Below are 26,592 nucleotides of genomic sequence, written 5' to 3'. Positions count from 1 at the left end.
CCATTTATTACATGCAATTAGTACAAGGAAAAGTCGTTTTAGTCACAGGAGCATCGCGCGGAATTGGTCGGGCTATCGCAAATAAATTTGCAGAAGCTGGAGCTCATGTTGCTTTTACGTATTTGTCATCGGTAGAAAAAGGAGAGGCTTTGGTAAAGGAATTGGAAGCCTATGGGGTTAAAGCCAAAGGATATCGCTCAGATGCTTCGATGTTTGAGGCCGCTGAGGAATTAGTTAATGCAGTGGTAGCTGATTTCGGTCAAATTGACGTACTGATTAATAATGCAGGTATTACAATGGATGGTTTATTAATGCGTATGACGGAGGAGCAATGGGATGATGTAATTCGTGTCAATTTGAAATCGGTATTTAACTTAACTAAGGCAGTTATTAAGCCTATGATGAAAGCTAAATCAGGTTCTATCGTCAATATGACTTCGATTGTAGGTTTGAAAGGTAACGCGGGTCAAGCAAATTATGCAGCATCCAAAGCAGGTATCATTGGTTTTACGAAATCAGTCGCTTTGGAGTTAGGGTCTCGTAATATTCGTTGTAATTCGATTGCTCCAGGTTTTATTGAAACGGAAATGACGGGAGAATTAAATGAAGCTACGGTAGAAGAGTGGAAAAAGTCAATCCCGCTGAAACGTGGTGGAGAGGCTTCTGAAGTGGCAAATGTTTGTTTGTTTTTAGGATCTTATTTATCATCGTATGTAACGGGTCAAACCATTCAAGTGAATGGTGGTTTGTTAACGTAGATTTTATCATTTTATTAGCTAGCCTCAATTTTGCTTTGGCATGATTGAGGCTTTTTATTTATGCGTTATTTTATCATTTTTCTCGTCTTGCTTATTGCGACTGCTTGTCGGAATAATTTGCCTGTAAGGGGTACTGAAAGTCATTTTCAAATGGATCTGACTCCAATTCGGCCGCAAACCTTAGCTGTCGACTTTTCGATGCGCTATGATAGTTTGTTTTCTTATCTAAATTTTAGTGCAGGTAAAATTATTTTTGATTCAAAAAATCATACAGGTGTTGATTTTCCCTTGCAATTAGCGCTCTTGCAAACTCCGCGCATTCAAGTAGAGGCAGGTGGAAAGATTGGGTTTTATGTACCTGTCAAAGTAGAAGCTAGACCCAATGTTGCAGGAATAAATACCGGATTAATTCAAGCGAAAAGCAATTTAATGGTTGATTTTCAGTGGAATTGGCAGGATATTAATCATCATCAGATTGATCAGTTTCGGATAAATTATCAGTGGATTTCTAAACCCGAAATTCGGCTGATGGGATTTCCTGTTCAAGTCCAAGGCGTTGTAGATCCATTAGTACAAAGGCATTTGCCAAGCATGCAAGATCAAGTGTTAGCTCAATTAAATCAGTCCTTAAGCCCAAATTCCTTAGTGAATTTATTGAATCGGGTCAATATGAATTACCAAAGTCCTCTAGGTGCTATTGCTCTACGTGCTGCGGATGTTGATGTACACGCATTGCAGTTTAATTCCGTTGGCCTGGCTGGTAAATTGGTGGTTCGAACTGCCTTACATGTAGGTGATACCTTAACTCGTCAAACAAATCGTTGGCTTGAAATGAAATACCAAAATCAAGCTCTACCTTTTCAAGTTGAGCTATCATATGATAAGTTAACGGCTATATTAGCGCAATCCATGAAGCTTAAAACGGAGCAATTGCGGATTCAAGGCGATTCGTTGGGTTTACATGTCGTGTTAAAAGGTTTTGGCGCGGAACGTTCCGAAGCTATGCTCACCTTGACACCTGTCCAGTTGGATTCGAATACCGTGGGAGTTCAATTGAAAGATATGTCGGTCAGTGGAGTTCCATTTTTTATTCGGGGGCATATCAAGCGTAAAGTATTTAAGGCGATTAATGCCTACAAGTGGTCAAGTGTAGACGCGTTAAAATTGTTAAATCAAAATACTTGGGGGTTGGCTTTATCCAAAGGAGACGTACGAATACTGCAAGTTACTTATACGCCCAAGGGCTTAGGAGTCGCGGGTGAAATTCGTGGAAATTGGGAGCTAAGAAAATAGTCGTACTTTTGTCCTGAGAAAATAAACCATCTTATCGCTTTTTAAAGAGGAAAGTCCGAACAACACAGAGCGCCGTGCTTCTTAACAGGAAGGGGGATCGTAAGGTTCTACAGCCAGTGCCACAGAAAATTACCGCCTTTCGGGGTAAGGGTGAAAAGGTGGGGTAAGAGCCCACCGCTAATTTGGTGACAAGTTAGGCATAGGTAAACCTCACGGGTTGCAAGATCAAATAGGCTGACTGTCGCAAGACAAAAGGGTTGCTCGCCCGATGTCAGTGGGTAGATTGCTCGAGCGAATGCGTGAGTATTCGTCAAGATAAATGATAAGAGGGCATGCAAATGCTTACAGAATTCGGCTTATCGGTTTATTTTCTCATTTTTCCTGTTTGTATTGTAGGATTTAATTCCTATTTTTGCAGACATTTTTATTAATCGAGGGACGAGATCCTTCACAAACCCATATATAATGGCTGTTAAAATTAGATTAGCGCGTCGTGGACGCAAGAAGTTAGCAATGTTCGATGTTGTTGTTGCAGATGCTCGTGCACCTCGTGACGGTAAATTCGTAGAGAAAATCGGAACATACAATCCTAACACCAATCCAGCAACAATCGTTTTGAATGAAAAACAAGCGATTCAATGGGTATTAAATGGTGCTCAACCAACTGATACAGCGCGTACAGTACTTTCTTCAAAAGGTATTTTGTATGCAAAACACTTACAAGTAGGTGTATTGAAAGGTGCGTTGACACAAGAGCAAGCGGATGCTAAATTTGAAGCTTGGAAAGTAGAAAAAGCGAAGCAAGTAGAAGCAAGCAATACTAAATTAGCTCAATCAAAAGCAAAATCTAAGGCATCTCGTTTAGAAGCTGAAGCGAAAGTATCATCTGCTCGTGCAGAAGTTATCGCTGCTAAAAACAAAGTTGCTGACGAGGCTATCGTTGCAAGTGTTGTAGAAGCAATCAACGAGGCTGAAGAAGAAGCAACAGGTGTAGAAGTGGAAGAAGTAGTAGCTGAAGCTCCTGCAGTTGAGGAAACTCCAGCAGTAGAAGAAGCACCAGCTGCTGAGGAAGCTCCTGCAGTTGAAGAAGCTCCGGCTGCTGAAGCTAGCGAAGAAGCTGCTGCTGAATAATTTTTATTAATTTTAAAGAATCATACAGATTTGTTTATCAAGTTTGTATGATTTTTTTTTGTACCTATGGCAAAGACAGAATATTTTGAATTTGGCTACCTCGCAAAGCCACATGGATTAAAAGGAGCATTTCACGTGTTTATGGATGTTGACGATCCGTATGAATATGAAGATTTGGATGCGGTATTTGTCCAACAAGGAAATGAAATGGTTCCCTTTTTTATAGAAGATTTGCAGATTCGTGAAAATCTAAATCTGATGAATCTGGAGGGAATTGATTCTTTGGATGCTGCGAAGGAAATGGTAGGATCTAAGTTGTTTCTCCCTGTAGCTATGTTGCCTAAATTGAAAGATAACCAATTTTATTACCATGAAATTGTGGACTATCAAGTAAATGATCAGGTATTGGGGGCTTTAGGTACAGTAAAGGAAGTCTATTCGACTGGAGCCCAAGATGTGATCATTATGATTTATCTAGGAGTAGAGGTGCTTATTCCTTTAACAGATGAAATTGTCCCCAAGGTTGACAAACAAAATAAAGTAATTACGACCCATTTGCCTGATGGCCTTTTGGATGTATATATGAATGAGTCTTATGATGCGGATTGATATAATTTCGGTAGTACCCAACTTGATGTCGAGTTTCTTTGAATATTCGATTTGCAAGCGTGCGGCTAATGCTGGACTTGTGGAAGTCGTATTGCATGATTTACATGACTTCTCAACGAAGAAACATAAGCAAATTGACGATTATCCATTTGGAGGAGGAGCAGGGATGGTTATTGCGATAGAGCCTTTGACGCGTTGTTTGGACCAATTAATGTCGGAACGAACTTATGAAGAGGTCATATTCTTCTCGCCGGATGGGATTGTTTTGAAACAAGGACTAGCGAATCAACTCAGTCTTTGTCAAAACATGATTTTTATTTGTGGGCATTACAAAGGAATAGATGAACGTGTTCGGGAGAAATACGTTACCAAAGAGATTTCAATCGGGGATTATGTCTTATCGGGAGGAGAATTAGCTGCTGCTGTTACAGCGGATGCGATCATTCGGTTAATCCCGGGTGCAATAGGTGATGAAAGTTCAGCTTTAACGGATTCTTTTCAAGATGGTTTATTAGCACCTCCCGTCTATACAAGGCCTGCCTCATTTGATGGCATGGATGTTCCCGAGATTCTTCGCTCTGGTAATGATAAATTAATCGAAGCTTGGCGGCATGAACAAGCTGTGAAACGAACGATGGAACGGAGACCTGATTTATTACATGACTAAACAAGCATCCATATCACCGCGCGTGATGATTTCCTTAGGCTTATTGTATCTGATTTGGGGATCTACTTTCCTTAGCGTGCGTATATTATTGGATTATTTGCCACCCTTGGTAATTACATTTTCTCGAAATTATACGGCTGGTCTTCTTTTACTCATGTGGTCAATCGCAGGTGGACATTGGAAACGGATGTCAGCCAAACATTGGCGCGTTCATTTGCAAGCGGGGATATTGCTAATTGCCCTTGGGAACGGTTTTATGTCATTAGCAGGCCGAATTGTCCCATCGGGTTTCTCTTCGGTTTTCATGGCTTTAGGGCCATCTTTATTGGTTTTATTCTTTTGGATCGATGGTCGCAAACCGAGTATTCGAAAGATGCTTGCTACCGGAATTGGCCTTTTAGGTATTATTGCATTAGCCTCTCAAAAAACACTCGCGATTTCAGGTCAAGAACAAGGTTATCTAATGGGCATATTGTATTTGTCCATTGCCGTCATTGGTTGGAATATAGGTGTATTTCGCATACAAGTCACTTCAGCTAATACGTATCATTTTACGCAGGTTTGTGCGATTCAAATGCTCTTTGGAGCCTTTATTGTTTCGCTGATTAGTTACTTTCACGGAGATTTTGAATTAATAAAGATAGCCGCTTTGCCTTTCAAAGCTTGGTCGGTATTTCTCTATTTAGCCTTAATTGGTAGTATGTTGGGTTTTTCTTTATTTGGCTATTTGTCGAAAGCTTGTGACGCCACGTTAGTTGCTACATATACCTACGTTAATCCTGTTATTGCGTTAATTTTAGGTAATTTAATTCTAGATGAGCCTTTAAGTATTGGATTGCTTCTGGCAAGCTTCTTGATTCTATTTGCTGTCGTGTTAATAACGACTGAAAAACAAAAATCGATTACATGATGAAATATTTGTTGACTTTTGGCCTTATGATAACATTGCTTTCTGCACAAGCGCAAGCACCGCAAGCCCTATATCCGGGTGAAATACCCAATTACATTGCTGGTCCGAATGTGGAAAGTTCTGCCACAACAGGAGGTATATTGCGTATTTCGAATGTATCGAACCCTGTTTATACACTTTATTTGGCTCCAGAAAGTGGAAATGCGAAGAAACCCATGGTGATCATTTTTCCAGGAGGAGGTTATCGGATTTTAGCTGCTTCGCACGAGGGGAGTGATATTGCACGTAAATTGAATGAGATTGGTGTACATGCCATGGTCGTTCATTATCGGTTACCTGATAGTACGCGTCAAGTAGAAAAACAATATGCGCCTATGCAAGATGCCCAACAAGCTATTCGGGTGGCGCGCCAACAAGCGAATGTTTGGAATGTTGATTCAACGAAGATAGGCGTGATGGGTTTTTCAGCAGGTGGGCATTTAGCCGCAAGTGCAGCTACACATCATTCGATTGATTATACAAAAATGAATGATGGTCAAAATTTACGACCCGATTTCCAATTACTTATTTATCCTGTAGTTAGTTTCCGCGCATACAGTCACCAAGGATCTGTTAGTAGTTTATTAGGAAAGAATAAATCAGAAGAATTGCTCCACTTATTTTCGAATGAAGAGCAAGTAAATGCTAATACTCCGCGAGCTTTTTTGGTACACGCATCCGATGATGGTGCAGTTTCTGTGGCGAATTCATTAAATTATGCAGCCGCTTTAGCTAACAACAAAGTTTTAGTTGATTTACATATTATGGCCAAAGGAGGTCATGGATTTGGCCTAGTCAATAAAACGACTGATGAATATTGGTTTGACCGCTTAGCAACTTGGTTTAAAACGCTCTAATTGATTTCTCTTTTTTTCATTACGTAATAGAAGGGAATACCTGCTAATACGATTCCTAATCCAATCGAAGACGGTACCGTTTTCGTATATAAGAGATTAATCGAAATCAATAGTAGTAAGATTATGTAAGTTGCAAATAAGAGTTGATCTTTAAATGCTAATTTTTCTTGCATAATCCGTTGATTAAATACGGCTAATACGGTCAAGAAATAAAACAACAAAATAGCGAAAACCGTAAAATCTAGTAAGCTATTATAGGATCCTGAGAAGCAGAGTAAAATAGACCAAATGCCTTGTATGATTAGGGAATAAGCAGGCGCATTATTTTGGTTTACTTCTGCAGCCTTTTTGAAAAATAGTTTATCATGCGCCATTGCCTCGAATAGGCGTCCACCGGCTAAAATAATTCCATTATTACACCCAAAGGTGGATATCATGATCAAAATAGCCATAACAAGGGCTCCTATATTCCCTAAAACCGTTTGAAGTGCTGCAGATCCTAACCGGTCTTGACTAGCAAACATAATTCCTCTTAAATAACTTGTTGTTCCGTTAGGATCACCTTGCAAGGGTAATATGGCCAAGTAAGCGATATTTGTCAATAAGTATAAGGCACAAACCAAAGCTGAACCGTAAACCAAGCCTTTCGCTATTGTTTTCTGTGGGTGTTCGAAATCTTGACTGGCAAAGGTTACATTGTTCCAAGCTGATGATGAAAACAAGGGCCCGATCATGGCCGCGCCAAAAATACTTAATAGGGTAGTGGTGGAAACATACTCCAACTTATTTGTCAATGGGTTCAACGTATTTCCTTCTACAAAGAAATTATTGAAATGGATCCATTCGTTTTGTATTCCGACGAATAGACCAATGATGATAATAAGTACGATGGCACCGATTTTAGTAACGGTAAACACATTTTGAATGATTGCTGCGAATGAAATGCCCTTTAAATTAGCACCCGTCAATATGACGATTAATATAGCCGCCAAAATTTGTTGGGATGTTATATAGTTCCCAATCATGGGAACATCATTAATGTAATCGGGCCAAATAAAGCCTGTATATCTTGCGAATGCAACTGCGACCGCTGCTATCGTACCCGTTTGAATGACTAAAAAGGTAGTCCATCCAAAGAGAAATCCAGTTAATGGATTGTAGGCTTCTTTTAAATAGATGTATTGCCCACCTGTGGCAGGGAATTTACTCGAGAGTTTTCCGTAGGCATAGGCACCAGTAACCGTTAGAAAGCTCGTTAGAATCCAGGTACCAATCCACCAGATAGGAGAGGTCAGCGAACGTCCTACTTCTGAACTCACCAAAAATATTCCAGATCCAATCATCGAACCCATGACTAATAGTGTGGCATCTGTCGTATTTAATTTCTTACTCATATTGGGATTGTGCTAATAATACAATTACTTGATTTCTTTAAATTTTTCAAAGTTGCACAATTTTTAAACGGATTTTAGTCGACATTTTTAAAAAATATAAAATGTAATCGTTTCCGTAATCGTTTACGGAAAAAAATTAAATAAAATCATTGAATTTTAATATTGCGCTTGTTTATATTAGAGGAGGTGAGTGTTCATTCATTTGTCAATGTAACTCAAGTTAAAAGAAAAGTACAAATCCATGATGATGAGTAAAAAAGTGATTATTGATGAGGTAGCTGTTTGGGACAAATTCCGTGCGGGTGATCAGCGCGCTTTTACTGAATTATACCAGCATTTTGTTCAGCCTTTATATTCATATTCGATGGGTGTTACATCGGATAAGGAGTTAATTAAGGATTGTTTACATGATTTGTTTGTTGAACTGTGGCGTAATCATGCGACGATTGGACCAACGACAAGTGTTAAGTATTATTTGATGGCCTCTATTAAGCGTAAACTTATACGCCACATGGAAAGTCAATTAAAAAACCATGTACATCATAGTAACTACATGTTGGATTACATGGAGGCCGATCATTCGCAAGAGGCTATTTTAATTAAATATGAAGAAGAAATTCGCACCAATAAGCAATTAGCTCTTTGTTTGAATTTGTTGAGTAAACGTCAAAGAGAAGCAATTTCCTTGCGCTTCTTTCAGAATATGGATACTGATCAGATTTCTGATTCGATGAAAATTAACCCTCAATCCGTATATAATTTAATATTTGGTGCGCTTCGTGTCATGAAAGATGGACTGACTAGTGCGCGAGCGGTAGCATAAAATTGGACAATGTTGATTTTTATTTGAGTATATCGATGTTGTGTACTGCTTTATAGGGTTAAAGCAAGAATAGCATTGATGCCAAAAGACATAAGAGACAGATTAATTAGACGTAATTATCACCGTAAACGTTTATGGAGGCTGTTTTTAACAAAATTTGCTCGGAAGAACTGGTTGTTTCAGAGTGAAACAGTAAATAAACAAAACCAGCTTAGTCACGATGAATGCGAAGCATTGTGGGCTAAGATTAATTTTACTTTGCAAACCATAAACTAAAATTTTTCTAACCTATGAGAAAACAATTACTTTCCAAGGTTCTTTTTAGCATGTTTTTTGTGCTAATGGGAATTCAAATGCTTGCTCAGGACCGAACGGTTACTGGACGAGTAACTGCCTCTGATGATGGATCAGGAATTCCAGGGGCTAGTATTTCGATTAAGGGTACTGCTAAGGGTACTTCATCAGATGCCGACGGTAATTACAAAATTACAGTTTCAGGTTCATCTGTTTTAACATTCTCTTCAGTGGGTTTCAATTCGCAGGATGTTAGTGTGGGAAACAAATCCCAAATCAATGTAGCTTTAGCTACGGATACGAAAGCTTTAACTGAAGTTGTCGTTGTAGGTTACGGAACGCAAAAGAAAAGCCAATTAACAGGTGCCATTTCTTCTGTAACTTCAAAGCAAATTACGGAAATGCCGATTACCAACTTGGGTCAAGCGATGCAAGGTCGTGTTGCCGGTGTTGACGTAGCTCAATCAGGTTCTAAGCCAGGTACGGTACCCAAGGTATTAATTCGTGGTCGTCGTTCATTTAATGCAGGAAATGATCCATTATATGTAGTGGATGGTATTCCTTTATCAAGTGGTTACGAAGATATGAACCCGAACGATGTTGCTTCTATGGAAATTTTGAAAGATGCGACTGCAACCGCTATTTATGGTGCTCGTGGTGCGAATGGTGTTGTATTGATTACAACGAAGCGTGGTTCGAAAGATGGTAAAACGGTCATCTCATATGATACATATGTAGGTTCAACACAAACTTTGGATAAAATCAACTTGTTCACAGGTGCTGAGTATGCTGAAATGAAGCGTGAATCTCGTCGTACCATTGGTACTTATAAAGATGCAAATGGTAATTTGGTTCCTACAGGTGTCATGGATGCTTATGCAGATTCTAAATTATTTACTGCGATTGAATTAGATGGTATTGCGAAAGGTCGTACGACTGATTATCAAGACCTAATGGTAAGAAAAGGTTTCCAACAAAATCACGCAATTGGTGTTCAAGGTGGAAATGAAAAAACGCAATTCTCAATTAATGGAGGTTATTTCCAAGATAAGGGTATTATTGAAGGATTGGATTTTACACGTTATTCATTGCGTGTGAATGTTGATCATCAGGTAAACAAAGCATTGAAAGTAGGTATCTCATCATATGGTATGTATGGTGTAACGAATGGTGCCAACTTAAACCCATATGGTTTCTTGTTATCTCAAAACCCATTAGCTCGTGCTTTTGATGATTCAGGTAATTTGATTTTCCAACAAACGGATGATGCCTTGTTAACAAATCCATTGAATGAGATTGTTAAAGGTGCTAAGATTGATGAGACGCGTAAATACCGTATTTTTAATAGTGTTTATGCTGAATTACAATTAGCTAAAGGGTTGAAATACCGTGTAAACTTTGGCCCAGATTTTACAATCTCTCGTAATGGTCAATTTAACGGAGCTCTAACAAATGCGATTAAAGGTGGTAACCCAACAGCTACGACAGATAATCGTTTTGGTTTCAATTATACGATTGAGAATATCTTAACGTACAACAAGCAAATTAAAGATCATAACATAGGAATCACAGCATTGCAGTCTATGCAACGTGATAATTATGAGCAGTTTACGCAAAGTGTATTAGGTGTTCCTGTAGAAACTCAAGCATTTTTTAACTTAGGTAATGCTTCTTCAATTCAAGGAATTGGTTCTAATTTGATTCAATGGACAATTGCTTCTTACATGGCACGTATTAACTATGACTATAAGGGTAAATATTTATTGACAGTAACTGCTCGTCGTGACGGTTCGTCTCGTTTCGGTGAAAATACGAAATGGGGTAATTTCCCAGGGGTAGCCTTGGGTTGGAATTTACACCAAGAAAACTTCATGAAGCGTTTAACGTTTATCGATGAATTGAAATTACGTGCATCGATGGCGCAAGTAGGTAACCAAGGTCTTTCACCATATCAAACGCAAGGTTTAGAAGGAAGAACTTCATATGCTTGGAATAACAATGCAGCTTACGGTTACCGTCCTAATACAATCGGTAATGCGGATTTGAAGTGGGAAACTTCAACTTCAAAGAACATTGGAGCTGACTTTAGCTTATGGAGAGGAAAGGTTTCAGGTTCAGTAGAATACTACCAAACGAATACAACGGATTTGTTGTTGTCGGATCAATTACCAACTTCAACAGGTTTTGCTGCTGTTACACGTAACGTAGGTGAGACAAAGAATACAGGTATTGAATTATCATTATCTACTGTTAACGTAGATGCTGAAAATGGATTCAAATGGTCAACTGATTTTACATTCTATAAGAATACGGAAGAAATTGTTTCCTTATACAATGGAGCTAAAGATGACGTAGGTAATCGTTGGTTTATTGGTAAGCCATTGAATTCATATTATGATTATAAGTATGAAGGTATTTGGCAAACTGCTGAAGCGGCCGATGCAAAAGCGAAAGGTTTCTCAGTAGGTCAAATCAAAGTTGCTGATTCAAATGGCGATGGTAAAATTACAGCTGATGACCGTGTTTTATTAGGTTCAGATGTTCCTACATGGACAGGTGGAATCACGAATCGTTTCTCTTACAAAGGGTTTGATTTGTCATTCTTCATCTTCACACGTCAAGGACAAAAGATTGTATCTAGATTCCACCAAAACTCGAACTACCTACAAGGTCGTTACAACCAAATCAAAGTGGATTACTGGACTCCAAACAATCCTAATGCATATTATCCACGTCCTAACTTTAATCAAGAGTTCCCTGCTTACAATACAGCAATTATGTATTTTGATGGTTCTTTCATTAAGGTTCGTAATATCAACGTAGGATATACCTTCCCAGCGAAGACTGCACAGAAGTTAGGTTTATCTTCTTTGCGTGTATATGCGTCAATTCAGCAACCATTTATCTTCTCGAAATATCGTAGCAAAGAAAATGGTGTGGATCCAGAAACTTCAAATGGAAACGTTGATAACAACGTAACACCAGCGACTCAAGTTTCTACATTTGGTTTAAATATTAAATTTTAATCTCCGAAATAATGAAAAGTTTATATATCAAAAATTCACTTAAAACTCTAGGTTTGGCCTCAGCGATTATGCTAGGCACTGCCTCTTGTAGTGATTTATTAAAGGAGAATGTTATATCTTCCATTAGTAATGACTACATCGCTACAACGCCAGGTTTTATAGCGGCGACGAATGCAGCATACACGCCACTTCGTTCATTTTATGCAACGGAGCGTGGACTAACTATGTCAGAATACGGTACAGATATTTATTCTGCCGGTGCGGATGGTTCATACAAAGGTTTTCACTTTTATGATTCTCAATTAACTTCCTCGGTTGTTATTTTGGCTGAATTGTGGGATGAAACCTACAAAGGTATCAATACAATTAATGCTGTTATTGACCGTGCACCTTCAGTAACAGGTATTACAGAGGCAGTCAAGGCACAACGGGTTGCTGAGATGAAGTATTTGCGTGCACATTACTACTTTGTATTAGTTCAACAATTTGGACCTTTGGATTTACGTTTGAAAGAAACAACGGGTCCAACGAAAACAGCTACACGTGCTACGGAACAAGCGGTTTACAAGCAAATTGAGGCTGATTTATTAGCGGCAATTCCTGCATTGGAGAACAAAAAAGCTTCTTCTGATTACGGTCGTGCAACCAAAGCCGCAGCAGAGAACTTATTAGCGAAAGTATATTTGACACGTGCATCATCTAAATTTGCTGAAGCATCTGATTATGCAAACGCTGCAACGCTATGTAATAATGTAATTAATAACTACGGCTTTAAATTGTTGTCAGATTTTGCTTCTGTTTTTGATCAAGCAAATCAAGTGAATGACGAAGTAATTTTTGCGGTACAATATACTTCAGATCCATTGACAAATGGTTTTGTTGATAACCAAGGAAATAAGCTTCACTTGTATTTCGGTATGCAATATGATGTGCAGCCAGGTATGCAACGTGACGTTGTGAATGGTCGTCCATTTAAGCGATTGAAACCTACTCCATATTTGTTGAATACTGTTTTTGCTGATCGAGTGAATGATACGCGTTACAGCAAAACGTTTAAAGATACTTGGTTGTCTAACAAGCCAGGTACATACAACACGACGTTCGATGGATCTAAATCAACTGTAACTTATAAAGCAGGTGATACAACTATTTTCATTCCTGGATATGAAATGCCATTAGCTGAGCGTGCGAAAAAGAAATACCAAGTGTTGGTTCCAAGTTTATACAACTTTGCTTTGTTCCCTACATTGAAGAAATTCTTCGATCCACTTCGTCCAGATATGACATACGAAAATGGTAGCCGTGACTTTTTTGTACATCGTTTAGCCGATACATACCTCATGTTAGCTGAAGCCTCAGTTAAGTTAGGTAAACAGGCTGAAGCAGTTGCAGCAATCAATGCCGTACGTGTTCGTGCCGCAGCTGCTGGAAAAGCGGAGGATATGAAAGTAACGTCTGTCGACATGAATTTGATTATGGAAGAACGTGCACGTGAGTTGGCAGGTGAGCAAACGCGTTGGATGGACTTGAAGCGTTGGGGTAATTTAGTAGAGCGTGTGAAGTTGTATAACTCAGATGCTGCTGCCAATGTGGCTGACAGACACTATGTTCGTCCAATTCCTCAAAAACAAGTTGATTTATCTGAAAATGGAGGATTCCCTCAAAACTCAGGTTACTAGATATAATTTGATTTCGTTATTTTGTAATAATTCCGGAGAATTTTTCTCCGGAATTTTACTTTAAACCAATTTGTATGAAACGTTTACTATTTTTCATTTGCTCGCTATTTGTGTTTTCTTCCTTTGCGCAGGAGAAAGTATCCTTTGTCAAGAAATCGGATAAAGTGGATGTTTTGGTAGGAGGGAAGTATTTTACGTCTTATTTCTTTCCTGGTGAAAGCCAATTAAAGAAGGCTGTATTGTTTCCTATTTTATCTGCCGGAGGCACAACCATTACACGTGGTTTTCCCATTACCCCACGTGCCGGAGAGCGCGTAGATCATCCGCATCATGTGGGCATGTGGTTAAATTATGAAGACGTGAATGGATATGACTATTGGAATAATTCGAATAGCATTGTTGAATCACTTAAGTCGCATAAAATGGGTACCATCCGCCATGAACGTATTAGCAAGGTGGTTGAAGGCGCTAAAGGAACTTTAGCTGTTACGGCAGCTTGGATTGATGAAGATGGGAAAGGGAAGCGGGTTTTAGATGAAGCGACAACCTTTGTGTTTTCGGGTACTAAAGATTTGCGCATCATTGATCGAATAACAACCTTAACAGCTGTCAGTGATGTTGTTACCTTTAAAGATGTGAAAGATGGGATGTTTGCGCTTCGTGTGGCGCGCCAATTAGAAATTCCGTCTAATAAGCCTGATGTGTTTACTGATGCACACGGGGTAGAAACCAAAGTTCCTGTCATGGATAATACGGGTGTTACGGGTAATTATCATAGCAGTGAGGGAGTAGAAGGAGAAGCCGTTTGGAGTACTCGTGCTAAATGGATGAACCTAACGGGTAAAATGGATGGTCATGCGATCAATGTTACGATCTTAGATCACCCATCCAATATTACCTATCCGAGTTATTGGCATGCTAGAGGTTATGGCTTATTTGCTGTTAATCCACTGGGCCTTAGTGTATTCAGTAATGGTAAAGCATCTTTAAACTATACTTTGTCAAAAGGTGAGTCAATTACCTTTCGTTATCGAACCATTATTGCCGACCGTGATTTATCTAAATCAGAGTTAGATGCCGCACAAGCCAAATTTGCTCGTGAAGTTAAATAATTCGTAATTCAAGAAAATACTTGTATTTTTGCAGTGCATTGGGGCCATTCGTGGCCCTATTTTCTTTTAAATTATGAAGTTACAATTTCTCGGAGCAGCCAAACAAGTTACAGGTTCTATGTATTTGTTGGAGCTCGAAGATGGCTATAAAATTTTGATTGATTGTGGAACCGATATGGAGCGATCCATCGATTTTGATGTTCCCTATGAACCCGCGCCTTTCTTTCCTTTCGACCCGACTTTGATTAATTTGGTGGTGTTAACGCATGCGCACATTGATCACTCGGGTAATATTCCGATGCTTTACCGAGAAGGTTATGAGGGGCAAGTACTTTGTACGCCACCTACAGCAGAATTAGCCGCGCTTTTATTAATGGATTCTGCTAGTTTACACTTACGTAAGTTGCGTGCTGCACAAGGTGAAAGTAAAAAGAAACATAAGCAAATGGACCGTTTATTGCGTCGCGGTGATTTGTATTTGCAAAAGGACGTTGAGGACTCTTTAGGCAATTTTGTAACGCTTCAATTCAACCGAAAATTTGTCATCAAACCAGGTCTAGAGCTTACTTTTATTCCAGCTGGTCATTTACTCGGTGCGGCTCATCTCTATTTCTCAATTACGGAAGGCGATGAAGTAAAGACATTAGGATTCAGTGGTGATATAGGTCGTTTTGATTACCCGCTACACATTGATCCTAATCCAATGCCTGCATGTGATTATTTGGTATGTGAAAGTACATATGGAAATCGGGTGCATGAAGATAAATTGGAGCCTATTGATGCATTAGCCAAAATCATTAAGGAAACGTGTATCGATAAGCCAGGTCGTTTAGTTATCCCAGCATTTTCCGTGGGTCGAACGCAAGCGGTATTGTATACCTTGAATCGCTTGATTGAAGAAAGAGGATTTCCAGCAATTCGTGTATTTACGGATAGCCCAATGGGTAAAAGCTCGACGCGTATTTATGCAAAAAATATAGCCTATTTAAATCCGGAAGCGCGCGTATTCCAAAAAGAGTACGATGATTTATTTGACGTAGAAAATTTGATTTTCTTGCAAACTGAAAAAGAGTCTCGTGCGATTCGGAATTACCATGAACCATGTATCATTATTTCTTCTTCAGGAATGATATCGGGTGGTCGAGTAGAACAACACATCGCAGATAATATTTCCAATAGTTACGCGACAATTCTATTAATTGGCTATTCGGCGGAAGGCACATTAGGGCGCCAACTCATGGAGGGTACTGATTTGATACGTGTGAAAGATCGTGAATACCGTGTTAATGCACAGATTCGTAAAATTGATGTGTTTTCAGGGCATGCCGACCAAAAAGGTTTGCTAAAGTTTGTGGCCAATCAAAAACCGGAAAAATTGAAAACCGTGTTTTTGTCACATGGCGAAGAAGAAAGTATGTTAGAATTTAGAGAGGAAATAAGACGATTAGGGTTTTCAGATGTTATTTTACCTGATAAGGCTGAAACATTTACACTTTAATCTTTAATTTTGCATTTGTAATTTTATAATCAGCATGAGAACATTATTAGAATTTGAAAAGCCGATCGCGGAGTTAGAGGATAAGTTGATCGAGATGCGCAAATTGGCATTAGAAAATAATGTAGACGTTTCCGGTGCTGTGGCATCACTAACAGATAAAATTTTAGAATTGAAAAAGGAAACCTTTGCTAATTTGACTCGTTGGCAACGTGTTCAATTATCACGTCATCCCGATCGTCCTTATACCTTTGATTACATCGAAAAGATGTGCACCGAGTTTATTGAAATACACGGAGATCGTAATGTTGCTGATGATAAGGCGATGGTGGGTGGTTTCGGTAATATTGATGACGAGTATTCGGTCTTGTTCATAGGCCAACAAAAAGGACGTAATACCAAACAGCGTCAAATGCGTAATTTTGGTATGCCGAATCCGGAAGGTTATCGTAAGGCACTTCGCCTGATGAAAATGGCAGAGAAATTCAATAAGCCTATCGTATGTTTGATCGATACGCCGGGTGCTTTTCCTGGTTTAGAGGCGGAAGAAAGAGGGCAGGGTGAAGCTATTGCACGCAATATCCGCGATATGTTTATGTTAAAGGTGCCTGTTATCTGTATTATTATAGGTGAAGGAGCTTCTGGTGGTGCTTTGGGTATTGCTGTCGGAGATAAAGTACTCATGATGGAGAATACATGGTATTCTGTTATATCTCCTGAATCATGTTCGTCTATTTTATGGCGAAGCTGGAATTACAAAGAACAAGCAGCTGAAGCATTGAAGCTAACGGCTGAGGACATGTTATCGAATGGCCTAATTGATGGAATAATTCCAGAACCTTTGGGAGGCGCTCATTTAGACCCAGATTCAGCTGCTGCTAGAGTGAAAGCGGTTGTTAAAGAAGAGCTTGCTAAATTAGCTAAAATAGATCCACAAGAACGCATCATGGCTCGTATCGAGAAATTCGGTCGAATGGGCGTTGTTGTTGAATAGGTTATGAAGAGGCCTCATGCGCTCGTCTTTGATTTAGGGAATGTACTGTTGCCTATTGATTTAGATAAAACGTATGAGGCTTTTGCTTTACTATCAACGCAATATAATGCTGCTGAAATCAAGCAGATTACGTTGAATGAAGCTTTATGGTCTGCTTATGAAGCGGGTCTTCAGACGGATAGGGAATTTGAAGCGTTCTTGGTAAATCGACTCCAATTAGTTTGTACTTCTGAACAATTTCATTCGGCATTTAATTCCTTACTATTGCGTTTTGATGAAAATCTCTGCCAATATATTAAGGATTTGAAATCAAGGTTTCCAATATACTTGCTAAGTAATACGAGTAATATTCATTCGAATTTATTTCTTCAACCGAACTTCCCGAATTACCATATTTTTGATGCTTTTACGAAAGTCCATCTTTCATTTCAGATGGGGGTCGTAAAACCTGATGTTTCTATTTATCACCAAGTTGTCGTTGAGAATCAATTACAAGACCATCAGGTTGTTTTTTTTGATGATAATGTGCATAATATAGAATCAGCAATTAATTTTGGTTGGGAAGCTATTTTAATTGATCCTAATAATTCCTTACACCAAATTCAACAACACATTAATACTTTATGTTAATTTCAAGCCCTATTTTCGATTTTTTATTCAAAGCTGCCGGTTGGAAACTTGTAGGTAATATTCCAAGAGATTTAGACAAAACGGTCGTTATTGTTTGCCCGCATGCTACATGGAAAGATTTTCCTGTTGGATTAGGTGCGCGCTCTTTATTGAAATTACCAATTTTATATTGGGGCAAGAAAGAGCTTTTTGATGGATTTTTTGGTGGTGTGTTTTCTTGGTTAGGAGGTTACCCGGTGGATCGTTCGAAGAATACGAATTTGGTCGGCTCAATTGTAGATATATACAATAGCAAGGAAACATTTCACGCTGTTCTTGCTCCAGAAGGTACCCGTAAAGATGTGGATAAACTAAAGACGGGTTTTTACCACATTGCTGTTCAAGCAAATGTCCCGATTATGATGATTGGATTTGATTATGTAAATAAAGAAATTAAAATTCGTGATCCGTTTTATCCAACAGGTGATTTTGAGGTAGATAAAAAAGTTATTGCTCAATACTATTCAACAATTCCAGGTGTTCAAAAAACGTGGATAAAGAATTACTTGGCTGATTGAGCCGCTTGAACAATTAAATTAGCGGTCTCATTCGATGCACCCGCTGGACCGATGAGCTCCGCTAATTTTTGGTAGTCGGCTAATTGCTCTTGTCTTTCAGTACTGTTTTCCTGCATGAGTTTATGCAATTTTAATTGAATATGTTGGCTTGTAAAATGAACTTGAATTAACTCGGGTACAGCTAATTTGTCTAATATGATGTTGACGAGTGAGATGAATTTTATTTTAACCAGCAATTTGGCCAAGGAATAAAATAACCAATCGGTTTTATACACCACGATTTGAGGTATTTTAAACAAAGCCGTTTCAAGTGTTGCTGTTCCTGAAGTGACAACGGCTGCATGCGCGTGACTCAAAATATCGTAGGTTTGGTCATATAATACCCGGATTGGGTAGTTGGTATATAATTCTTTCCACTCTGAAATTCCAGCTACGATAAAATTGACCTCAGGGTTTTCAACGGCTAATTGAGCAAATACTGGCAGTGCACTTTTTATTTCTTGCTTTCTACTACCTGCAAGTAGCGCGATATAGGGTTGTTTGATCTTTTCGTCCGATACGAAGTTGGGAGCAGGAGAAAATTCGCTAACCGCATCTTGAAGCGGATTACCCACATAATGGGTACGAATGCCCTTTTCTTTGAATAAATTTAATTCAAATGGAAAAATAACATATAGTTCATCTATCCATTTTTTGATGTCCTCAATACGCCCTTTATTCCATGCCCACACTTTAGGAGCAATGTAGAATTGCGTATGGAATCCTTTGATTTTAGCGATGCGTGCTGCTTTCAAGTTGAAGCCGCCATAATCAATAAAAATGATGGTATCGGGTTGGAATGCTTCGATTTGACTTCCAAACTTCGTAAATAAACCTTTGAGTCGTTGAATATTTTGCAATACGCCTAATAGCCCCATGATGGCTAATTCCTTGTGATGAATAAGGATTTCCGCTCCTGCCTCTTGCATGCCGTCTCCACCCCAGGCCTTTATTTCTGCTTGTGGGTCAATCTTCACGATCTCACGAATCAAATTTGATCCATGTAAATCGCCTGATTTTTCCCCAGCTAGAATAAAGTATTTCATCTATTGTTCTCCGTAATATTCGACAGAATTTTTATTTGTTTCGATTAAATGCAATTTATGCAAGGTAGCTGTATTAGAATTTTCTAAAATTTTGGGCGCTAATATCTTCCAAAATTCCATAATGAGTATCTCGCAACTGGCTAATTTACCCTCCATGAAATCAACATCTAAGTTGAGGTTCTTATGGTCAACTTTATCAATAATTTCTTTTTTAACTAAATCCCCTAAGGTCTTTAAATCAAAGACAAATCCAGTATCGATATCCGGAATACCTTTTACCGTGACAATTAACTCAAAATTGTGACCATGCCAATTATTATTTGCGCACAAGCCAAATACTTCTTGATTTTTTTCTTCTGTCCAAGCTGGATTGAAGAGCCGGTGAGCGGCGTTGAAATGTTCCTTACGGATTACGTAGACCATTGTTTTCAGTTTGCGTGAAGGACGTCTGGGAAAACAGTAGCAGACAATCCAATTATTTCACAAAGGTACAAAAGCTATTCAGAATATGCGTAAATTTGTTGCTTAAATAGCTTTATTATGATTATTGTAACGGGTGCAGCTGGTTTTATTGGTAGTTGTTTGATCGCTCAATTGAATGAATTGAATTTCAACTATATTATTGCAGTTGATGATTTTTCATTTCCAGAAAAGAACAAAAACTTAGTTGGCAAAAAGATAATGGAACGTGTTGAACGGACCGATTTAGCTGCATGGATGGATGCAAATTACCGTGAAGTGGAATTTTGTTTTCACATTGGCGCCCGAACGGATACAACAGAGTTTAATACTGTGATCTTTGATGAGTTGAATGTAGCTTATTCGAAAATGCTTTGGAATAAATGTATCGATTATCAAATCCCATTGGTTTACGCTTCATCTGCAGCTACATATGGATTAGGGGAATTGGGTTATGATGATAATGAAGTGATGATTCCTAAATTGAGTCCATTAAATCCTTATGGCGTTTCAAAAAATGAATTTGATATCTGGGCTTTGGCTCAAGAAAAGAAACCATTTTATTGGGCAGGTTTGAAATTCTTTAATGTTTATGGCCCCAACGAATACCATAAAAATCGTATGGCATCTGTTGTCTATCATGCATACAATCAAATTAATTCGACGGGTAGTTTGAAATTATTTAAATCACATCGGCCAGATTTTGCAGACGGCGAACAAATGCGTGATTTTATCTATGTAAAAGATTTAGTGTCTGTTTGTATCTTTTTGATGGAGCATCGTAAAAATTCAGGTATTTATAACCTTGGAACAGGAATGGCACGCTCATTTAACGATTTGGGGAGATCAACTTTTGTTGCCATGGGGAAGGATACCGATATTGCTTACATCGATACGCCAGAAGATATACGTGATAAATATCAATACTTTACCGAAGCAAATATGAATAAATTGATATCCATTGGCTACGATAAGCCTTTTTATTCCTTGGAAGCGGGTGTGAATGATTATGTTCAGAATTACCTTATTCCTGCGAAGTACTGGTAATTTTTTTGATTCCTTCTTCAATGAATCCTTGACCGTAAGCCAATAACTGAATGTTGGCCGCAATTAAGCCTAAAAGACTCACTTTTAGGCTTTTTGTTTTTGTAAACGCATCGAGTAAAATGGCTAACCAATAAAGCGAGAGTCCCATAAACATGAAGTTGCCTAAAGTGGGCAAAAGGATATTCAACAAGAGTGTATTCCAAAAATAGATAAAGTAACAGGCAGGGAAGAAGTGAACCCATTTTAGCTCTGCGGGATAGAATCGTGAAATATTGATTCGTGCCCGACCAAAAAAATGGATTTGCTTATAAAATTGTTTGAAGCTTGTCCGACGTTTATGGTAGATAAATGCTTCAGGTAGTAAGCCTGATTTAAATCCAAGAGAAATACAACGAATGCTGAATTCGATATCTTCTCCCATGCGTGTAATTTTAAAACCTTGAGTTTTCTCCCAAACTTCACGTGAGATGCCCATGTTGAAACTCCGTGGATGAAATTGGCCTCCTACATTCTTAGCCTTTCCTCGTATTCCTCCCGTTGTAAACAAACTGGTCATGGCAAAGCTGATGGCCTTTTGGACGGCAGTAAACGAAGGATGGTCCTGATCCGGACCACCAAATAAATCAAGTTTATCACGTTGTATACCAGTAAATACGGCTTGCAAATAATTGGATTCAATTAACGCATCTGAATCTAATATGACAAAGAAGTCGCCTTTAGCTCTTTCAAAGGCATAATTGCGGGCAAAGCCTTGTCCACCATTTTCCTTAACATAATAGGAAATTGATAATTGTTTTTGATACTGATCAACGATGCTTTTTGAATCGAGTTGTGAGCCGTCCTCAATAATGATGACTTCGAAATTGGTATAGCTTTGTTTTGTTAAACATGCCAATAATTCGTCCAGTTCTTGGGGGCGATTATAGACCGGAATAATTACGCTAAATTGCATGTTTATGAAAACATTTCAGTTAATGTAGCTTCACTAGCTGCCAAAATCTTCGCGATTTCATCATCACCGATGGCATCTGAAATAAACCATGATTCGAATTGTGAAGGTGGTAGGTAAACTCCCCGACGAAGCATTCCTTGGAAATATTGGCCAAATAGATTTAAATCAGCTGTTTTAGCATCATTGAAATTGTTTACAGCTACATCTGTGAAGAAAAGTGTAAACATAGAACCCAACTGGTTGATTGTATACTTTTTACCTAAGCTATTCAATTGTTGACGAATTCCATTTTTAATGGATTCGCCTTTGCTTGCTAAGCGTTCATACACGGCCAGGTCGTTTGTAATTAGGTTTAACATGGCAAGGCCTGCTGTTGTAGCTAATGGATTTCCACTCAAAGTACCTGCTTGATAAACAGGACCAGCGGGTGCAATCATATCCATGATTTTGCCTTTGCCGCCATATGCGCCTACGGGTAAACCACCTCCGATAATTTTACCCAAGGTGGTTAAATCCGGTTGTACGCCACACACACCTTGATATCCACTCGCTGATTGACGGAAACCTGTCATCACTTCATCAAAGATGAGTAAGGCGCCATGCTGATCACATAAGCTACGTAAACCTGCCAAGTATCCATCGGCTGGAATCACTAAGCCCATATTCCCGACTACTGGTTCAACGATAACAGCAGCCACAGCCCCTGGATTTGCATCGAACAGATTGCTCAATGAATTCAAATCATTAAAAACAGCGGTAAGTGTATCTCGTGCTGTAGACTCAGTTACTCCCGGACTGTCAGGTGTTCCTAATGTGGCTACACCTGAACCAGCAGCGATTAAAAAGGAATCACCATGTCCATGGTAGCAACCTTCGAATTTGATGATTTTATCACGTTTCGTATAGGCACGAGCTAGGCGAATGGCTGCCATCGTTGCCTCCGTACCGGAATTAACTAAACGAACTTTTTCAAATGACGGAATCATCGAAACGATTTTTTCCGCAATAAGTACCTCTTTTAAACTTGGTGCACCAAATGAAAACCCATCGGATAATGCTTCTCGAACAGCATTCTCAATAACAGGGTGCGCTTGACCAAATAACATAGGACCCCAAGAACCTATTAAATCAATGTATTCGTTTCCATCGACATCTTTTAAATAGGCGCCTTTGGCTGATTGAATAAATACCGGGTTTCCTCCTACAGATTTGAAAGCTCTAACCGGTGAATTAACCCCACCTGGAATTAGGGTTTTAGCTTTTTCAAAATATGTATTACTTAATGTTCCCATTATTTTTTCTTACCTTTTTTTTGATCTGCTGCTGCCTTTTGTTGCTCTTCCATCGTCTTCAATTGCGTTTGAAGGTAAGTTGAAAAACGTGATTTTTTAGCACCTCCACCAGCTTTAATTTTGGCACGGTTCGCATCCAACAAGGCCTTGATTTTATCTTCATTAACAAATTTGCGGATTGCCAACTGTTGGCCAATCGTAACTAAATTGGAAATGAAATAGTAGAAACTTAACCCCGCAGGGAAGGAGTTCATTACAAACATGAAGATAACAGGGGTAACATAAGCCATCATTTTCATGTTGATAGGCTGACCAGGTTGATCCGGTGTAATTTGATTATTGTAATATCCATATGCCAGTTGAGAAACCGTCATCAATAAACAGAACAAACTGATGTGAGAACCATAGAAAGGGATATTAAACGGTAAATTCAAAATAGAATCATACGTAGATAAATCTTCTGCCCAAAGGAATGATTCCTGACGTAGGTTGATCAAGTTCGGGAACAACATAAATACCGCCATTAACACAGGCATGGTTGCCAATACTGGAATACAACCACTTAGCGGATTAACGCCAACTTCTCCATACAACTTCATCGTTTCTTGTTGTACTCGCGCTGGATCATCACCAATTTTCTCTTTGATTGCTGCGATCTCTGGAGCCAAAATACGTGTTTTAGCCATGGAGACATATGATTTATATGTCAAAGGCAGCAATGCTGTTTTAATAATTAGTACCAAAACGATGATTAGCAGTCCATAATTGAAGATGATACTTTCTAAAAAGTCAAATAATGGAACGAAAATGTACTTCGTTATTGGCAATAAGAAATCATAACTCAATTTAACATTCTTGCCGAATGAAGGAGCGATGTTCTTGACAATTGAATAATCGTTTGGCCCAAAGTAAAATTTGAATCCTGATTTTCCCGTACTTAAATCACCCATTGGTGCAACTAATTGAGCATCCAATGTTTTAATGGCAACAGTATCTGTTACGTTGGGGGTTGCCGTTAAATTGGCCTTTGTAAACATAGTACCTTGTGGAACTAAACCTGCCAAGAAGTATTTCTTTTTGAAGGATACCCATTGAATAGATTGACTTAGATTTTCATTTGTTACCGATGTTGGATTTTCGCTGAGGTAATCAAATTCCTCGTCTTCAGTTAACAAATAATTAATCGTCGCTTTGCGTTCCTCTTGGGCATCTTTTTCCGTTTGGGTTACATTTTCTTTCCAATGAATAAAGTATTCGTTTCCGCTTAATTCAGGTGCTATTGCTTTTGCACCGATTGTATAGGCCAACTCGAACCCTGTTTCTGGTAATTGATAGGTCTGAATGATGTTTTTACCATTTGGCAATGTACTGGTAAAGCTCACCTGGTTTTTAGATTCAAGTGCTTGATATACCAATTTCCCTAAAACTAACTTCTTACCATTCGTAGGAATTTCTACATCAAATAAGTCTTTTTGAGCATCAAATAATACGATGCCATCTTTCTTATTCGCTGTGTAAGTTTTATAACTCTTGTAGTTTTTCAATTGAACGGAAACTAATTTACCCCCATAATTGGAAAGCGTAATACGCAAGTTTTCGTTTTCAAGTGTGTACAATTGTTCTTTGACCTGAATGCTAGAATCTGCTACAACGGTTAACGCTGCTGCTTTCGTTGATTTTGCTGCAGGACTAACTTGTTTAGCGGTCACAACTTCACTGTTTGTTTGTACAGGTTCTTTGGGTGCAAAGAAATATTGATAGCCAAGTAACATGGCCATGATGAGTACAATACCTGAGATTGAATTCTTATCCATAATAAGTTAATAAACTACTTTGAGTTTTTGATGAATGGAACAGCATGTTGGTATGCTGCTTTAATAAATTGAACAAATAGGGGCGAAGGCGCCTCTACGGTTGACTTATATTCTGGGTGAAATTGAACACCTACAAAAAATGGGTGATTCGGCAATTCTACGATTTCAACTAAATTGGTATCTGGATTAATTCCCGAGGTTACCATTCCTGCCACGTTAAATTGATTTAAATACTCATTGTTAAATTCATAACGATGTCTGTGGCGTTCTTGAATAAGTGATTTGCCATAAATTTTAAAGGCATTAGTTCCTTTTTCAATTTTGCAAGGATAAGCTCCTAAACGCATAGTACCTCCTTTTTCAGATACATCTTTTTGAGAATGCATCAAATCAATGACAGGGTATGGAGTTTCGGGATTCATTTCAAAGGAATGTGCATTTTCTAATCCTACTACATTACGAGCAAATTCGATTACGGCACATTGCATACCTAAGCAAATACCTAAGAATGGAATATTGTTTTCACGTGCATATTTAACTGCATTAATTTTGCCTTGAATACCGCGCTCTCCGAAACCCGGAGCAACAAGAATTCCATCTAATCCAGCTAAAGATTCCTCGATGTTATCTTCTGCCGTTTCCGATGAGATCCATTTAACATTTACCTTAATTTCATTAGCAACACCTGCGTGGATGAATGCTTCTGCAATGGATTTATAAGAATCCTTCAATTCAACATATTTTCCTACAAGTCCTACTGTTATTTCAAACTTTGGATTTTTTAATTTGGTCAAAAAGTTCGACCAAGCGCTTAGATTAGAGTCTTTATCATTGTATATATCTAATTTATAAAGAACACGGCTATCCAGACGTTCTTCCTTCATTAACATAGGTACATCATAAATAGTCTCTGCATCACGTGCTTCGATTACATCTTGCTCTGATACGTTACAGAATAATCCGATTTTCTTCTTCATTTCTTGAGGAAGTGGATGTTCTGTCCGGCAAACTAGAATATCGGGTTGAATTCCAGACTCTGATAATTGTTTTACAGAGTGTTGTGTTGGTTTCGTTTTTAATTCACCAGCAGAAGCTAAATAAGGTATTAGCGTTAGATGAATAAACAAGGTATTCTTTTCGCCCAAATCCCACTTTAGTTGGCGAGCTGCCTCAATAAATGGCAATGATTCAATATCACCTACACAACCACCAATTTCTGTAATAACAATGTCAAACTTCCCTGTTTCGCCTAAAATCAAAATATTACGTTTGATTTCATCCGTGATATGGGGAACTACTTGTACCGTTTTACCTAAATAATCGCCTTTACGTTCTTTTGTAATAACATTGTGGTAGACACGCCCTGTTGTAATATTATTCGCTTGACTTGTAGGGGTGTTCAAGAAACGCTCATAATGTCCTAAATCCAAATCAGTTTCTGCTCCATCATTGGTTACGTAACACTCACCATGCTCATATGGATTTAATGTGCCTGGGTCAATGTTAATATATGGATCGAATTTTTGAATGGTGCAAGTCAGCCCTCTTGCTTGTAATAATTTGGCTAATGAAGAGGCTATGATGCCTTTTCCTAATGAACTTGTTACTCCGCCCGTAACAAAAATGTACTTCGCTTTTTTATTATTCCCCTTGCCAGACATTCTTTTGTTTTGTT

Annotated in this window: 23 protein-coding genes and 1 other RNA gene; 17 read left to right on the top strand and 7 right to left on the bottom strand. The window is 38.6% G+C overall.

Features of this window, described 5'->3' with window-relative positions:
• Window positions 1-11: 11 nt before the first annotated feature.
• From fabG to PQG45_RS04330, 8 genes are all read left to right on the top strand, one after another.
• Window positions 12-758, top strand: coding sequence for a 3-oxoacyl-[acyl-carrier-protein] reductase (gene fabG / locus PQG45_RS04365; RefSeq protein ID WP_315575450.1), 747 nt, complete (start codon window positions 12-14; stop codon window positions 756-758).
• A gap of 60 nt (window positions 759-818) precedes the next feature.
• Window positions 819-2,051 (top strand): DUF4403 family protein, encoded by a 1,233-nt coding sequence (locus PQG45_RS04360; RefSeq protein WP_315575452.1) that lies wholly within the window; start codon window positions 819-821, stop codon window positions 2,049-2,051.
• Between the two features lie 18 nt (window positions 2,052-2,069).
• Window positions 2,070-2,426: RNase P RNA component class A (rnpB, locus tag PQG45_RS04355), an RNA gene on the top strand.
• 90 nt (window positions 2,427-2,516) lie between these two features.
• Window positions 2,517-3,182, top strand: coding sequence for a 30S ribosomal protein S16 (locus PQG45_RS04350; protein ID WP_315575454.1), 666 nt, complete (start codon window positions 2,517-2,519; stop codon window positions 3,180-3,182).
• A 66-nt stretch (window positions 3,183-3,248) separates the two neighbouring features.
• Window positions 3,249-3,791, top strand: coding sequence for a ribosome maturation factor RimM (gene rimM / locus PQG45_RS04345; RefSeq protein ID WP_316070342.1), 543 nt, complete (start codon window positions 3,249-3,251; stop codon window positions 3,789-3,791).
• The gene (trmD, locus tag PQG45_RS04340) at window positions 3,781-4,458 is read left to right on the top strand and encodes a tRNA (guanosine(37)-N1)-methyltransferase TrmD (protein WP_315575678.1); all 678 of its coding nucleotides are present in this window, start codon (window positions 3,781-3,783) and stop codon (window positions 4,456-4,458) included. Before rimM ends, trmD begins: the two co-directional genes overlap by 11 nt.
• The gene (locus PQG45_RS04335; RefSeq protein ID WP_315575457.1) at window positions 4,451-5,368 is read left to right on the top strand and encodes an EamA family transporter; all 918 of its coding nucleotides are present in this window, start codon (window positions 4,451-4,453) and stop codon (window positions 5,366-5,368) included. Before trmD ends, PQG45_RS04335 begins: the two co-directional genes overlap by 8 nt.
• Window positions 5,365-6,264, top strand: coding sequence for an alpha/beta hydrolase (locus tag PQG45_RS04330; RefSeq protein WP_315575459.1), 900 nt, complete (start codon window positions 5,365-5,367; stop codon window positions 6,262-6,264). Before PQG45_RS04335 ends, PQG45_RS04330 begins: the two co-directional genes overlap by 4 nt.
• Here the strand turns inward: PQG45_RS04330 and PQG45_RS04325 are convergent.
• Window positions 6,261-7,658 carry an APC family permease gene (locus PQG45_RS04325; protein ID WP_315575460.1) on the bottom strand — a complete coding sequence of 466 codons (1,398 nt, stop codon included), beginning with the start codon at window positions 7,656-7,658 and terminating at the stop codon, window positions 6,261-6,263. The two genes, PQG45_RS04330 and PQG45_RS04325, sit on opposite strands and share 4 nt — an antisense overlap.
• Before the next feature lie 241 nt (window positions 7,659-7,899).
• Between PQG45_RS04325 and PQG45_RS04320 the strand changes: the two genes are divergently transcribed.
• From PQG45_RS04320 to PQG45_RS04285, 8 genes are all read left to right on the top strand, one after another.
• Window positions 7,900-8,481 (top strand): RNA polymerase sigma factor, encoded by a 582-nt coding sequence (locus PQG45_RS04320; RefSeq protein ID WP_315575462.1) that lies wholly within the window; start codon window positions 7,900-7,902, stop codon window positions 8,479-8,481.
• 326 nt (window positions 8,482-8,807) lie between these two features.
• On the top strand, window positions 8,808-11,801 hold the full coding sequence (locus tag PQG45_RS04315) for a SusC/RagA family TonB-linked outer membrane protein (protein WP_315575680.1): 2,994 nt from the start codon (window positions 8,808-8,810) through the stop codon (window positions 11,799-11,801).
• 11 nt (window positions 11,802-11,812) lie between these two features.
• Window positions 11,813-13,480 (top strand): RagB/SusD family nutrient uptake outer membrane protein, encoded by a 1,668-nt coding sequence (locus tag PQG45_RS04310; protein ID WP_315575464.1) that lies wholly within the window; start codon window positions 11,813-11,815, stop codon window positions 13,478-13,480.
• Between the two features lie 74 nt (window positions 13,481-13,554).
• Window positions 13,555-14,592 (top strand): DUF6807 domain-containing protein, encoded by a 1,038-nt coding sequence (locus PQG45_RS04305; protein WP_315575466.1) that lies wholly within the window; start codon window positions 13,555-13,557, stop codon window positions 14,590-14,592.
• 73 nt (window positions 14,593-14,665) lie between these two features.
• Window positions 14,666-16,090 carry an MBL fold metallo-hydrolase gene (locus tag PQG45_RS04300; protein WP_315575468.1) on the top strand — a complete coding sequence of 475 codons (1,425 nt, stop codon included), beginning with the start codon at window positions 14,666-14,668 and terminating at the stop codon, window positions 16,088-16,090.
• 34 nt (window positions 16,091-16,124) lie between these two features.
• Window positions 16,125-17,081: an acetyl-CoA carboxylase carboxyltransferase subunit alpha gene (locus tag PQG45_RS04295; RefSeq protein WP_315575469.1), complete on the top strand. Its 957-nt coding sequence runs from the start codon at window positions 16,125-16,127 to the stop codon at window positions 17,079-17,081.
• Window positions 17,082-17,084: 3 nt separating this feature from the next.
• On the top strand, window positions 17,085-17,711 hold the full coding sequence (locus tag PQG45_RS04290; protein WP_316070341.1) for an HAD family hydrolase: 627 nt from the start codon (window positions 17,085-17,087) through the stop codon (window positions 17,709-17,711).
• Entirely contained in the window at window positions 17,705-18,268 is a 564-nt protein-coding gene (locus PQG45_RS04285; RefSeq protein WP_316070340.1) for a 1-acyl-sn-glycerol-3-phosphate acyltransferase, read from the top strand. The genes PQG45_RS04290 and PQG45_RS04285 overlap by 7 nt, the downstream gene beginning before the upstream one ends.
• Here PQG45_RS04285 and lpxB read toward each other — a convergent pair.
• Both lpxB and PQG45_RS04275 read right to left on the bottom strand, forming a co-directional pair.
• Entirely contained in the window at window positions 18,253-19,353 is a 1,101-nt protein-coding gene (lpxB, locus tag PQG45_RS04280; protein WP_316070339.1) for a lipid-A-disaccharide synthase, read from the bottom strand. The two genes, PQG45_RS04285 and lpxB, sit on opposite strands and share 16 nt — an antisense overlap.
• Entirely contained in the window at window positions 19,354-19,776 is a 423-nt protein-coding gene (locus tag PQG45_RS04275) for a 6-pyruvoyl trahydropterin synthase family protein (RefSeq protein ID WP_315575475.1), read from the bottom strand.
• Between the two features lie 117 nt (window positions 19,777-19,893).
• On the opposite strand from PQG45_RS04275, the gene rfaD reads away from it, so the two are divergent.
• On the top strand, window positions 19,894-20,859 hold the full coding sequence (rfaD, locus tag PQG45_RS04270; RefSeq protein WP_316070338.1) for an ADP-glyceromanno-heptose 6-epimerase: 966 nt from the start codon (window positions 19,894-19,896) through the stop codon (window positions 20,857-20,859).
• On the opposite strand, the gene PQG45_RS04265 is transcribed toward rfaD, so the two are convergent.
• The 4 genes from PQG45_RS04265 to PQG45_RS04250 are packed head-to-tail and all read right to left on the bottom strand — an operon-like array spanning window position 20,837 to window position 26,578.
• Window positions 20,837-21,811 (bottom strand): glycosyltransferase, encoded by a 975-nt coding sequence (locus tag PQG45_RS04265; RefSeq protein ID WP_316070337.1) that lies wholly within the window; start codon window positions 21,809-21,811, stop codon window positions 20,837-20,839. The two genes, rfaD and PQG45_RS04265, sit on opposite strands and share 23 nt — an antisense overlap.
• Before the next feature lie 2 nt (window positions 21,812-21,813).
• A complete protein-coding gene (gene hemL, locus PQG45_RS04260; protein ID WP_315575481.1) occupies window positions 21,814-23,103 on the bottom strand; it encodes a glutamate-1-semialdehyde 2,1-aminomutase in 1,290 nt (429 codons plus the stop codon).
• The gene (gene yidC / locus PQG45_RS04255) at window positions 23,103-24,917 is read right to left on the bottom strand and encodes a membrane protein insertase YidC (RefSeq protein WP_315575482.1); all 1,815 of its coding nucleotides are present in this window, start codon (window positions 24,915-24,917) and stop codon (window positions 23,103-23,105) included. The genes hemL and yidC overlap by 1 nt, the downstream gene beginning before the upstream one ends.
• A 14-nt stretch (window positions 24,918-24,931) precedes the next feature.
• Window positions 24,932-26,578, bottom strand: a complete 1,647-nt coding sequence (locus tag PQG45_RS04250) for a CTP synthase (RefSeq protein ID WP_315575681.1) — start codon at window positions 26,576-26,578, stop codon at window positions 24,932-24,934.
• Window positions 26,579-26,592 lie beyond the last annotated feature (14 nt).

This window comes from Aquirufa regiilacus (assembly GCF_032470275.1).
Classification (GTDB): domain Bacteria; phylum Bacteroidota; class Bacteroidia; order Cytophagales; family Spirosomataceae; genus Aquirufa; species Aquirufa regiilacus.
This window is presented reverse-complemented; position numbering and strand designations above follow the sequence as displayed.